Source organism: Stieleria marina (assembly GCA_007741555.1).
GTDB lineage: Bacteria > Planctomycetota > Planctomycetia > Pirellulales > Pirellulaceae > K23-9.
In genome coordinates, this window is record CP036526.1 from 1,327,914 (window position 1) to 1,341,304 (window position 13,391).

Annotated in this window: 8 protein-coding genes; 4 read left to right on the top strand and 4 right to left on the bottom strand. The window is 54.6% G+C overall.

Annotated features, from left to right (window positions below):
• Positions 1 to 133: 133 nt before the first annotated feature.
• Positions 134 to 2,383, bottom strand: coding sequence for a cation:dicarboxylate symporter family transporter (locus tag K239x_RS04675; RefSeq protein WP_145416477.1), 2,250 nt, complete (start codon positions 2,381 to 2,383; stop codon positions 134 to 136).
• 107 nt (positions 2,384 to 2,490) lie between these two features.
• Between K239x_RS04675 and K239x_RS04680 the strand changes: the two genes are divergently transcribed.
• Together K239x_RS04680 and K239x_RS04685 are read left to right on the top strand one after the other, a co-directional pair.
• Positions 2,491 to 4,278: an arylsulfatase gene (locus K239x_RS04680; protein ID WP_145416478.1), complete on the top strand. Its 1,788-nt coding sequence runs from the start codon at positions 2,491 to 2,493 to the stop codon at positions 4,276 to 4,278.
• A gap of 402 nt (positions 4,279 to 4,680) precedes the next feature.
• Positions 4,681 to 5,571 carry a serine/threonine-protein kinase gene (locus tag K239x_RS04685; protein ID WP_145416479.1) on the top strand — a complete coding sequence of 297 codons (891 nt, stop codon included), beginning with the start codon at positions 4,681 to 4,683 and terminating at the stop codon, positions 5,569 to 5,571.
• A gap of 33 nt (positions 5,572 to 5,604) precedes the next feature.
• Here K239x_RS04685 and hemG read toward each other — a convergent pair whose 3' ends face one another.
• Positions 5,605 to 7,053, bottom strand: a complete 1,449-nt coding sequence (gene hemG, locus K239x_RS04690; protein WP_145416480.1) for a protoporphyrinogen oxidase — start codon at positions 7,051 to 7,053, stop codon at positions 5,605 to 5,607.
• A gap of 199 nt (positions 7,054 to 7,252) precedes the next feature.
• The gene (locus K239x_RS04695; protein ID WP_145416481.1) at positions 7,253 to 8,491 is read right to left on the bottom strand and encodes a hypothetical protein; all 1,239 of its coding nucleotides are present in this window, start codon (positions 8,489 to 8,491) and stop codon (positions 7,253 to 7,255) included.
• 332 nt (positions 8,492 to 8,823) lie between these two features.
• On the opposite strand from K239x_RS04695, the gene K239x_RS04700 reads away from it, so the two are divergent.
• Both K239x_RS04700 and K239x_RS04705 read left to right on the top strand, forming a co-directional pair.
• A complete protein-coding gene (locus K239x_RS04700; protein ID WP_419189675.1) occupies positions 8,824 to 9,795 on the top strand; it encodes a ferredoxin--NADP reductase in 972 nt (323 codons plus the stop codon).
• 133 nt (positions 9,796 to 9,928) lie between these two features.
• The gene (locus tag K239x_RS04705) at positions 9,929 to 11,212 is read left to right on the top strand and encodes a glucose-1-phosphate adenylyltransferase (RefSeq protein WP_145416482.1); all 1,284 of its coding nucleotides are present in this window, start codon (positions 9,929 to 9,931) and stop codon (positions 11,210 to 11,212) included.
• Between the two features lie 358 nt (positions 11,213 to 11,570).
• On the opposite strand, the gene ilvB is transcribed toward K239x_RS04705, so the two are convergent.
• Complete coding sequence (gene ilvB, locus K239x_RS04710; protein ID WP_145416483.1) at positions 11,571 to 13,349, bottom strand: biosynthetic-type acetolactate synthase large subunit; 1,779 nt, start codon at positions 13,347 to 13,349, stop codon at positions 11,571 to 11,573.
• Positions 13,350 to 13,391 lie beyond the last annotated feature (42 nt).

Below are 13,391 nucleotides of genomic sequence, written 5' to 3' on the forward strand. Positions count from 1 at the left end.
TGTGCGGCGGAAGCTTGGTGAGCATTCGCGCCAAACTCCATTGCTCACGTTGTCACACGATTTGCGAAACCTGTTGCGAAGGCGGGCCTGGCTGAACGCTGTTCAGCCAGTGATTCCTGAAAGCCTTCTTCTTCTAATCGACCCATTGCAGCACGTTGCGAATCACGGACCAGCGTCTTGGTTGGATACTTGCCGTTTTGCCCAGAATCCAGTGGTCGTAGAATTCTTCGACGGTTCCGTCTTTTTCGCGAAGCATGATCCAGTGTTCCATGAAGTCTCGCATCTCCGCGTCGCGATTACCAATGCCGTAAAACAGCGGCAGCTTGACGTGAATTTCCGGTGGCACGACGACTTCGAAATCTGGGAACATAAGTGTAAATGCCGAACCTGATTCGGCACTTACCATCAGGGAATCCAATTGTTGGTCGTTGTCGTTGAAGAAGCTCTTGTTTTTTTCGATCTCAATAAACTCTGCTTCGGGCATCAAACGCCGAACACGATCGACAAATCCGCGGCTTAGGTCGACGAAACCGATTCGTAGATTGGACATTTCACGTATCGACGCAACCGTTTGGAATTCTCGGGCACGGTAGTCCGGTACGACCAGCGCCAAGTTGACATCGAGGTAGCCGCTGGTGTGCTGCATTTCTTCGGCGCGTTCCAACGTGCCGACTAATCCCGACATGATGATGTCAAAATGATCGTCGCGTAGCTGACTAACCAAAGTGGTGTGTTCGAATCGGACAAATTCGATGCGGACGTCTAAATCACGCGCCAACGCGTGGGCCATGTCCATGTCGTATCCAACCAGCCGATTCTCTAAATTGAAAAACGCAAACGGCAGTTTGTCTTCGTTGTATCCGATGCGAATCGCTTTGCGACGGCGGATTCTTTCCAGGATCGTTTCACCGGGCATCAGCGGCGACGGATTTGGAGAGGGGGTTTCGATGACCGAAGCCTGGACGGGGCGCTCGATCAATTGAAGTTTGGAGAGAACGTGACTTCGGTCATCCGCGTTGCTGATGGAACTTCCCAGCCATGTTCGTACACCGCCAAAGATCAGCAATCCAACGACGATGATAAGGAGGGCATCTTTCAATAAGGCACTCGCGTTAAACAACAGCTGACGTCGAAAGGCAAAGATCGAAATCAAAGTAAACGTAGTCAGGTGGACGGCTCCCACCGCGTCGCCGATGCGTTCGCCAATGGTGCCCGAGAGCAGATAAAGCTGGAATAAGTCGTGAGGTAGATGCGCTTGATCCAGCAGATAAGGAATTGCGACGATGGGTCCGCCAAAAAAGGAAAAAACTCCCGTCGTGAACAGGCTAGGGAATTCGTTCCACTGCATCGGGTCGCCGACATACCAGGCTGCGAACGGGATGAACAACATGCTCAGTAGCTTGCCGACGTGCGGAAACGGATACGCCGTCGCGTAAAGTACGTCGCACGTCGGGGCAAGGTCGTCGCCCTCGGGTGAAATTTCCGCTAACAGGCGTTCGGTGTTCTGAATCAACATGGGAAGAACAACGATCAATTTGCCAGTGCCAAAAGCAGTGATAGCAGGCTGTGTCATCACTCCAAACACTTGTCGGTACGTGAGCGGTGTTACGGTCGTGACCAGCAGCGGCAACACCAGTAGCCCCAAGAATAGCGCGCCGGCCGTATAGGCGACCAAGTAGGCCTGCAGGCGAATGAGTTCGTCGAAAGAAACGGTTCCCGCCGTGCTAGCGGCAATCGCGAAGACACCGATCGGGGCGAGCAGTGTGATGAAACCGCTGACTTTTAGGAGCAACGCTGAAACGATATCCAATTGGGTGATCAGTTTCTGGCGGTTCGGAATGGTCGAAAGAGCCAGGCCAGCGCAAATGCAAAAGACGATGATCGCGGGGACTTGATTTTCCGAAAGCGAGTGGAAGATGTTTTCCGGAACGAAGTACGAAAAGAGGTCCGTCTGGCCGCCGGATTCGATCAAAGCAGAACTAAAGAATGCCCCCGTCGTTAAGGTTGGAAACGTCAGCGTCAAAATGGCGATCAGGGCCAGGGCAGCCAACCAAAGCAATCCGATCGTCAATCCACCCACCCACGACAGACGCCGCGAATCTGCCAAAGACAGTCGCCCTAGATTGGCGATCAGCGAAACGCCGATGTACGGCAACACTGTCATGCGAAGGAGTCCGACAAAGGCATCGCCGACGATCGATAGTGACGCGCAGTAGTCGCCTAGAAACAAGCCGCAGGCGACACCCAGCAGCAACCCGATCGTGATGGCTGCCGAGAGGCCTAGTTTGACGGGACCGATCGAAATCATCGCCGGCGCAAACGCAGTTGTCGCAGTTCGCTTGGGGCCAGGACTAACCGAGTCTTCGGAAGCATGACTGCTCATCGCTGTTCGCTCTGATTGACCGTCGGTAACGAGCTAGTGACAATAGCCTGCTGATTCGTTGACGAAGTGGTTGACGATTTCGTGTCCTGCATTATTCGAGCTCCACTATGCCGCCGTTCTTGCATCGTTTGTTCATTGCTCTTGCGGTATCGGCGTGCTTCGTCGGTTCCCTGTCAGCAGCTACAGCGAAGCAACCTAACGTGATTGTGATTTTGACGGATGACCAAGGCTGGGGTGATCTTAGTCTGCACGAGAATGTCGACGTTTCCACGCCAAATATTGATTCTTTGGCTCGTGACGGCGCCGAAGTCGAGCACTTTTATGTTTGTGCGGTTTGTTCGCCCACGCGTGCCGAGTTTTTGACAGGGCGATATCACTCGCGAATGGGAGTTTATAGTACTTCGGCTGGCGGCGAGCGTTTCAATGTGGATGAACAAACGATCGCAGAAGTTTTTCGCCGTGGCGGATACGCGACCGCCGCGTACGGCAAATGGCACAGCGGCATGCAGTATCCGTACCATCCCAATGCACGCGGCTTTGATGACTACTACGGATTTTGTAGTGGACATTGGGGCAACTATTTCTCGCCGATGTTGGAGCACAATGGCAAAATTGTCAAAGGCGAGGGGTTTCTAGTCGATGACCTGACGACGCATGCGATCGATTTTATTTCCGACCACCGTGATCGACCGTTCTTCTGCTACTTGCCGCTCAATACACCTCACTCGCCGATGCAAGTTCCCGATCGGTTTTGGGAAAAATTCAAAAACAAATCGATCACGCCCGATCCTGAATCGGACAATCAGAAACGACAAAATCTGACACACACTCGTGCTGCCCTGGCGATGTGCGAAAACATCGATATGAACGTCGGCCGCGTTTTGAGTCACTTGGACGAAGTCCAATTGGCCAACGACACGATCGTCGTTTACTTTTCGGACAATGGACCCAACGGAGCCCGATTCAATGGCGGAATGCGTGGTCGCAAAGGATCGACGCACGAAGGCGGTTTGAGATCACCGCTGTTGATTCGCTATCCGGCAGTGATCAAGCCGGGCACCAAGGTGTCGCGGATTGCTGCTGCCATCGACTTGTTGCCAACGCTGTCAGATTTGGCGGGCATCTCACCGGACGGTCCGAAGCCGCTGGACGGAAAATCGATCGCGCCGTTGCTGGAGGGGGATAGTACCGGGTGGAGCGAGCGTTTCCTGTTTTCGACGTGGAACGGAAAGACCACAGTTCGCAGTGATCGCTATCGACTGCAAGGGACCGGGGAGCTGTTTGATATCAAGACTGACCCACGTGAGCGCGTCGATCTTGCAAAACAACAGCCGGACATCGACATTGCCAATGACTTGCGTCAGAAACTGGCTGCCTGGACCGACGAAGTCAAACCGGTTCAATCCAAGAACGACGGCAAGTTGCGGCCAATCACGTTGGCTGATCGGCGTGCAGAATTTCACCAGTTGCCCGCCCGTGATGCGATCGGCCACGGCGGTGTTCAACGCAGTAATCGGTTTCCGAACTGCACCTACATGCGAAACTGGACGTCGACCGAGGACGAAATCACATGGGACGTCGACGTGCTAGGCGGCGGACGCTTTGAGGTCGAAATGTACTATGCCTGTCCGGCCGATAGTGTCGGTGCCAAGATTCAGCTAAGGATCGGTGGCGAATCGATTAATGCCACCATCGCTACCGCGAACGATACCCCCCAAATCGGCGCCGACGACGACCGCTTCAAACGTGTCGAAGGGTACGTAAAGGATTGGAAAGCGATGACGTTGGGGCAGATCACGTTGCGGCCAGGACGCAAAACACTACGATTAAGAGCGACCGAAGTGCCTGGCAGCCAAGTTGTTGAAATGCGACTACTGATGTTCCGCAAACTGTAATCCGATGCGAAGTGATAGGTTTTGGTAAAAAGTGTTTTGCCGCCGCGCAGTCGCAATCTTCGCATGCTCGAAACGCTACGCTTAATATCCAAATGGGCTCAGCACAGTAGAGAAACGCAGTGGACTTACACCGTGCCATTTCGCGGTTTGATCGCGGCGGGAGAAATAGCATCACTGCGAAACTTTGACGACTTTGCGGTTTGCGAGTGCTGATGGCGTCGGCAAAGCGGGGTCGAACCGAATCAATCGCTTGCCGCACTGAGATTGTGTTTAACGTCCCGCGTTAATTTGACGACTAACACAAGGTGGCGCCGTTGCTTTTGGCTGCCATGATGACCAGCGTCGCTGGTGGCATCGTTGCCTGTGCTGTGCCAGCGTCTGTTTTGTTTCTCACTGCCGAAAATGCTTGTGCCACCGTCTTTGAAAGTTCATCGCGATGCTCCTGTCCGTTCACTCCGTGTGGGAGCACGTTTAGACAAATACAAACTGATCGGTCGGTTGGGCGAAGGTGGATTTGCGACGGTCTACTCAGCGATGGACACGATCGAGAATCGCAAAGTTGCGTTAAAGATTCCCGATGCACGTTACAGCAGCAACGTCCAAAGTGTGGATGAGCTCCAGCGTGAAGTGCGGATCATGGCTCAGTTGAATCACCCGGGGATTTTGCAGTTGAAAGACGCCCGGACCATCGATGGTCATTTTGTCATGGTCTTTCCGCTGGGCAACGAGACGTTGGGGGACCGCCTGACACGGCGAACTGCCAGGGCGACCACGATCGATTACGCGATTCAGATGGTCGACTCGCTGGCTTATGCTCATGAAAAACGCGTGCTCCATCGCGACATCAAACCTGACAACTTCATTCTGTTTGACGAAGGAAAAATTCGGCTGACTGACTTTGGGTTGGCAAGAATCCAGCAAGGGTCACACGATCTATCTGCTTCAGGCACGCTTGGCTACATCGCACCCGAGCAAGCGATGGGAAAACCGGGTTATCGCAGCGACGTTTTTTCGATTGGACTGGTGATCTACCGAATGCTGTCAGGCGAATTGCCCGAGTATCCGTTTGCGGCTCCTTTGCCGGGATACGCGCGGCTTCGCAAAGGTCTGTCCAAGGATCTTGTGGCATTGATTCGCAAGGCGATCGACCCGGTGCCACAGCGGCGTTTTCGTGATGCGGTGGCGATGAACAACGCCTTGAAGAAGATTCGTTATCCACTGAGCGACCGATCGATCGTTCAAGTCGCGGCGACTCAGCGGACGACACGTCGCTCCACACGCCGCGTTGCTTAAAAGTGACCCCGCCGTCAATGCACACTTGCGAAGCTAAGTCTTTACGATGCCGTCGGCGATGCTCTTGGCTGCTTTGATGACGGGTGCGATCCCGACTCCGTGCATCGCATTGCTGATCAACGAAAGACCGGGCACATCGGCGATCGATTGGTCAATCTGACGCACTCGGTCGAGATGCCCGACATGATACTGCGGCATGGCTTGGTTCCATCGCACAACCCGCGACACGACCGGATCACCTTGCAGCCCGATCAGATCGTTGAGCTCTTCTCTTGCGATTTGAATCAGCGATTCGTCGTCGTTCTCCAGTAGCTCGCTTTGCAAGGCACCGCCGATAAACACGCGTACCAAGACGTGATCTTCCGGAGCACGGCCCGCGAATTTGGTACTCGCAAAGCTACCGGCCAGAATTCGTCTGTTCTCGATCGGTGGCACGACAAAGCCAAACGTCGTGACGGGGCGGAGAATGTCTGCGCGGCGCACACCAAGGACAACAATTGCAGTCGATGCAGATTCGATCGCTGAGAGTTGTTCGGCGGCGATCGGAGCGTGAGGCTGAAGAATGGTCGATGCGATCCGCGCGGGCGTGCCAACGACGATGTGATCAAAGGGAGCAGTGGCGGCGTCGGACTGGATTTCCCAAGTCGGTTGTTGCTGTGAACCGTTTCGCTGGTTTTCCGATGGAAGCGTCGTCTGGCGAATTGATCGAACAGGGCTATTCAAATGAATCGCCCCTGCAGGCAGCGACTGTGCGATTGAATTGATCAGGCCGACCATGCCACTGCGAAAAGCGCGAAACTGGTTGTAGCGTGCTCCCGCGCTGTTTCGTTCTGAGGAGTCCTCTCCTTTGCGGCGACGTTTCAATGTGGCTTTCGCCAGCGATCCATGCTGACGTACCATTTCGGCGATCGGATTCATGGTCGCCAGTAGGCTCAGCTTCTCCACGTCGGCGGTATAGATTCCGGAAACCAGAGGCCCCACGATTCGCTGAAGCACTTCGTTGCCCATTCTGTCACGGACAAAATCAGCGACGCTCTGGTCCGTTTCGCTGACGTTGTTGGGTTTAAATATTTCCGCGGCCAGACGCAATTTTCCGGACACTGAAAGCAACGGTGTCGTCAGCATTGGCAAGATTTTTGTCGCCCGCATCAGAACGAATCCGTCGGGAATTGGCACCAGTTTGCCATGGTGCACGATATTCGCACCGCGGCCTTCCATTTGCGGTTGGATCAACTGATCGGTTACACCCAGTTGTTCGCACAGTTGCAACGCGTGCGGGGGATTCGATGCGAACATGTCGGCACCGTGATCGATCAAAAAACCATCGGCGGTCTCGGTTGTGATGACACCACCAAGTCGATCAGCCGATTCCAGCACGGTCAGATCGATTGATGGATCCAGTAAGTGCAGGTGGGCGGCGGTAGCGAGTCCGGAGAGTCCGCCGCCGATGATCGCGACACGACGTGGAGAAGAGTCTTGCAAGCTTCTTTCGTTTCAAATCGAAGGTGGGTTGGTCGCCGAGGTGATTGTGGATCCTAAGTTGTCATGACGTTTAGAAAACCACGTCGTCGGACGAAAGCGATGGAATCAGCGGCAGTAATAAAGACAGCGGCTATAGGGGCGTGAAAGTAATGGTCACGCGAAAGAAGCCGTCAGAGGCACGTGTCGGCGACTAACTGCGTTATTGATTCATGCCCATGTCTTGATTCATTTGCATCTCCATCTCCATTTCCATTTCCATTTCTTCTCCCATATCATCCATTCCCATGCCCATCTCCATATCCATGTTCATCATGTCGTTGCCGCGGCGGTTGCCTTGGGCTCCCAACATGGTCGGCAGCTGGGCTATCAGCGGCGATAGTTGCATGAAGACAGGTTCCATCGCGGCATGAAAATCTTTTTCGTTTTGTGCTTGCATGATCGGGTCTAAATTGGCACCGATCATTCCGGCGACGATCGTTGCGGCTGCTTCAGGGACGAGGCCTCCATTTGGCATTTCGGCCAGCTTCTTATTTTCCTCTGCCATGTTTGTTTCCCAATCCGTAGCAGTCGAGGTTGGCACCCAGAAACCATCGACTTGGGTAAACGATTGGTTGCTGCCCGCGCCGTCGTAGGTGATTTTCACAACCGCGACGCCATCTTTTTCGGATACCGCTTCAAAGCTGGGGGTGGGGAAATTGAAGCCGGGGAGATTCATCAACGCCGCTAGATACGGAGCGATCTCGTCGCTGCGTTGGCCCAGCCATTGGTCAAACGGCATGGATTGCATGGTCGCGAGATCAAACGCTTTGGGATCGAAGCCGGTTCGCATCAGGCCACCGACGTTGAGCAAGACGCCCTTGACCGTGTCAAACGCGCTGGGCTGCAAAGCGGCTAGTCGCGGATGCGAAAGCAGCCATCTTTGACGGGTCACAATCATGTCGCCCGTTTTCTGCAATCCGCTGGCCAAGGTTTGATTCAAAGCGGGGTCCGATTTGCTCAGGGCAGCTTTGACATAGTTGTTCACATCGGCGCGATAGGACATCGGCAGCGCATCCAGCGATGCCCGCAACAAATGCCCTGCTCGGGTTTGATCCGCTTCCCATTGTAACTGGGCAATGCAAGTGCCTCCTGATGCCGGTGGCACATAGGTCGCTGCGGGCGACGGAGTCGGCAATGGCGTCGGGGCGGGAGCGGCTGCTTCGGCGGCTTGGCCTTTGAGTTCGCCGATCAAGGTGTTGCGAGTTTGAACTTTGTCGCGAGAAAGTTTTTGAGCTTGGATGCGACTCTGAGCATTCAAGTTGTTTAGCGCGACGGTCACTTTGCGGCCATCTTGCAACTGCAGCACGACGCTGTCGTTCCAAAGTCCCATCATGCGTGCTTCGATGGTGCGTGTTCCATTCAGGTCAGTCCACGACTCGGCTGATGCGGTAGTGGTCATCAAAGCCGCCAGCGCCAGCAACGAAGCGGACTTTCTCAGGCATGCCATGGAATCGAACGCGAGAATCGCGGGCACGAAGGTGACGAACGATCGGGAACGTGAAAAACAGGAGTGAGACATATTAGTTTTGGCGATAAAAATCGTGGGGGTGTGAATCGACGCGGAACCCACGAGCGATTGGGATTCATTATATTGGGGCATCGGCAAAAATGCGGCCCCGAAACTCTCTGATCTTGAAACCTTTCTCACCGGCAATGGGTTTTGGGTCGTCGGAAGGCCCGCGATGCCAGGTCCGGCCGAAACGACTGATGGATTAGAGCGGAGAAACGACTTTGAGCGAACAGATCGATTCGGTGCCGGTATCGGCCGAAGAGGCAGTCCGGCTGAGCGAACAGCATTACAACGCGACCATTGTGGAGCGGATTGATCACAACGATGATTTATCCCGATTTCGCATTCGTCCCGACAAAGGTGTTCCGCCTTTCAAGCCGGGCCAATACGTCACACTTGGCCTTGGAAATTGGGAGCCACGTTTGGAAGGCACTCAGGTCGAGGTATTGCCGGAAAAAAAGTGGCGACGGATCGCTCAGCGTGCGTATTCGATTTCATGCCCCATGATCGGAACCGACGGCAAAGTCGCTCCGATCGATTCGGTTGACTACATGGAGTTTTATGTGACGCTGGTTCGCCGCTCCGATTCGCCTGACAAAGATCCGCCCTCCCTGACACCGCGTTTGTTCAAAATCGGTGCCGGTGATCGATTGATGATCGGGAAAAAAATTACCGGGCACTACACCTTGGGTGACAGCATTGGCCCTGATGACACCGTACTGATGCTGGGCACCGGCACCGGAGAAGCTCCTCACAACGCCATGGTCGCTACGCTGCTGGCTGGTGGTCATCGAGGCCGAATCGCCAATGTGACAACGGTGCGGCACAAAGCTGATCTGGCCTATCACAAAGAGCACGCGATTTTGATGGAGCAATATCCACAGTATCGCTATGTGCCCTACTCGACTCGCGATCCCGAAAACACCGACGCCGCTCATCCCAATTATGTCGGCAAACGTTACTTGCAGGAACTGTTTACTTCGGGAGATCTGGCGACGGCAGTGGAGGATCCGCTCAGTCCAACCAACTCGCACGTATTTCTTTGTGGCAATCCGTCCATGATTGGTTTCGTTCCCCCGGGCGGTGATCCGCCTGCGAACCCCGGCATGTTGCCACTGCTGCGCGAGGCTGGGTTTAGCGACGATTCGGATTGCAGCGGGCCAGGATGCATTCGATTTGAAAAGTATTGGTAGTAGTGTCGCATGCAAACCTTCCAATCAGTATGCATGCGCGATAAAACACCGGTGTTGCATCTTTCAGCAGTCACGTCATACGTTTGATGCAAAAATTCTGACGACAACTTGTTAACTACATGAGGCTGAAACGATGGACTTGTCCAATACAATTGCTTTGATTCTGGGTGGCGGACGTGGAACGCGATTGTTTCCGCTGACAAAAATTCGCGCCAAACCTGCCGTCCCACTGGCGGCAAAGTACCGATTGATCGACATCCCAATTAGCAATTGCATCAACAGCGGGCTGAACCGCGTGTATGTGTTGACGCAGTTTCTGTCTGTCAGCCTGCACCGCCACCTTCGTCAGACCTATTCTTTTGACCATTTCAACGGCGGTTTTGTCGAACTGCTTGCTGCTCAGCAGACAGTCGATGAGGGTACCGACTGGTATCAAGGCACCGCGGATGCCGTTCGCAAGAACTTGCGGTACATCGAACAGCCTTGGGTCGAACATGTTCTGATACTCTCGGGCGATCAACTGTACCGAATGGATTTTGAGGACATGATGCGTTCGCACATCGAAGCGGATGCAGCAGCAACGATCGCGGGCATTCCAGTTTCGCGGAAAGACGCATCCTCTTTGGGGATCATGCAAATCGACGAATCCGGTCGCGTCAACGGTTTTGTTGAAAAGCCGCAGACCGAAGAAGAAATCGAATCGGTTCGTATGGATCCCGAATGGATCGATGCTCGAGGGATCGACAGTAAGGGCCGCGATTGCCTGGCCAGCATGGGTTTGTACATTTTCAAAAAGGACGTGATGGTCGATCTGTTGACTCAGACGAATCACTCTGACTTTGGTAAAGAGGTGTTTCCTCAGGCCATCAAGTCGCACAAAGTCCAGGTACACCTTTTCGACGGCTACTGGGAAGACATCGGAACGATTCGAGCTTTTTACGAAGCGAACTTGGCATTGGCTAGCGAGAACGCACCCTTTGACATTCGCAACCGTGACGCACCTATTTTTAGCCGCCCACGGTTTCTGCCACCGACGATCGTGTCGGAAGGTGACATCCAAGGCAGCTTGATCGCCGATGGTTGCAAGATCGGTAAGAACGTCACGATCAAGAACAGCGTGATCGGTCTGCGTACCGTCATCGGCGATAATGTCACGATCGAAAATAGCGTCGTGATGGGAGCTGACTACATCGAGCACGAAGAAAATCTGACGGAAGGCCAAATTCCAGTTGGCATCGGCAAAGACAGCGTGATCTCAGGAGCGATCTTGGATAAAAACTGCCGAGTCGGCAAAGGTGTCAAAATCACCAACGCAGCCGGGACGGAAACACAAGGCGAAGACGAGCCGTATCAAATCCGCGACGGCATCTCGATCGTCATCAAGAACGGCCAGATCGCCGACGGGTTTGAGTATTAGTTTCGGATAACCCGATCGATCTTATCGAAAGATCCGCGACGGACAGTGTTCCTCGCGGATTTTTTTATGCGCGTCTTTGGGGCCGGTCATCTGGGCGCTGATGCGCTGTCGAATTGAGACCGTATTCTGGTGAGTCGGGACGCGCAAGTGGCAGCGACTGTGCGACTTGTCTTATGCGTAGCCTCACGGCGCACGCCTTGCATTCGCGTGGAATTGTCTCGCCAGGCGGGCGGAGGCGACGGCGTGTTGTGGCCCTCGGTTCCCACCCAAAGACAATCGCCGCCATTTGCATGGCGGCGATTGGGATGAATTCAGTGAGATGCCTTTGCAACAGTCGTCGTAGCGTGTCTCCGGCGACCTATTTCAGAATCATGTCTTCGACGGTTTTGCCGCCGGGGATCATCGGCAGGACATGTTCTTGGTAGGGCACTTCGACATCCAGAACATAAGGTCCCTTGTGCTCGATCATTTCTCGGATCGCACCTTCTAGGTCGCCCTTCTTCTTGATCGATGCTGCTCCGCAGCCGTAGCCTTGAGCGATCTTGACGAAGTCGGGGTAACGCGTTTCGGCGTACTTAAACCGGTCCACCTTGCTCTTGCCAGACGCTTCGTTGTGCGAAATTGGTCCTAGATACGTGTGGGCTCGGTTGCCGTCCATGAAGCGATCTTCCCACTGAACCACCATGCCGAGGTGCTGGTTGTTGAGCAAGAAAACTTTCACGGGAAGTTCTTCGCAGAAGCACGTTGCCAATTCTTGCACGTTCATCTGAAAACTACCGTCGCCGTCGATGTCGATGACCAGCGAGTTCGGCAGAGCAGCTTGGACGCCCATGGCGGCAGGTAGACCGAAGCCCATCGTGCCCAGACCGGAACTGGAGTGCCAAGTACGTGGCTTGCGGAACTTGTAGAACTGGGCGGCCCACATCTGGTGTTGGCCCACTCCGACGGTGATTTGCGTGTCCATGTCAGCGGTGATGTCGCTGAGGGTCTTGATGGCGTGCTGCTGCAGGATGCCATCGAAGTTTTCGTCGTAGGAGAAGGGGTGCTTGGCCTTCAATGCTACGCAGTGCTTTTGCCAATCGGAGATCTCGGGCTTTTGAACCACCTTGTTCATCTCGGTTAAGAATTGCTTGACATCGCCGCGAACGGGGATGTGCGCTTCCTTGTTTTTGTTGAGCTCACTGCCGTCGATGTCGACGTGAATGATCTTGGCGTCTTTGGCGAACGCTTCGACTTTGCCAGTCACGCGGTCATCAAATCGAACGCCCAAAGCGATCAGCAAATCACAATCGCGAACGGCGTAGTTGGCGTAGGCGGCACCGTGCATGCCCAACCAGTCCAAGCTGTGTTCATGCTCGGGGGGAACGGCGCCAAGGCCCATCAGCGTGGTCACGGTTGGGATACCGGACTTGGTGATGAATTCGCGAAGCTCTTCGCTGGCTCCGCCCAGTACGACGCCACCACCGGCATAGATGACGGGGCGCCGTGCCAATTTGATGGCGGCCGTGATCTGGCGAATGGTTTCGGAAGGGATCGCGGGCGCGGAAGCTTCGTAGCCGGGTAAGCACATGGGTGGATCCATGTCGATGTCGGCCAAGTCGCCCAGTTGGACGTCTTTGGGCATGTCGATCAAAACAGGTCCGGGGCGCCCGGTCGCTGCGATGTGAAACGCTTCCTTCATGATCCGCGGTAGGTCGCTGACTTTTGTCACCAAGTAATGATGTTTGGTGATGCCGCGACAAATCTCGGCCATCGGGGTTTCTTGAAACGCGTCGCTTCCGATCGCTTTGGTAGGAACCTGACCGGTGATGCAGACGATCGGCACGCTGTCCAGTTTGGCGTCAGCGATGGCGGTGACCAAGTTGGTTGCACCGGGGCCACTGGTGGCCATGGCGACACCGACTTTTCCGGTCGCTCGGGCGTAACCTTGGGCGGCAAACGCTCCGCCTTGTTCGTGGCGAGGCAGGATCGTACGGATCGAATCGCCGAACCGAGTCAGGGCTTGGTGCATGGGCATGCTGCATCCGCCGGGGTAGGCGAAAAGCACTTCGACACCATGCTCCACTAGAGATTTGACCAGGATGTCGGCTCCCGTCATGGTGCGAGGCTCAGCAGAAGTGGCTTTAGCAGTGCTCATATCTCAATCAACAGCAAAATCGTGGTGGTTGTGTGCGTGTCT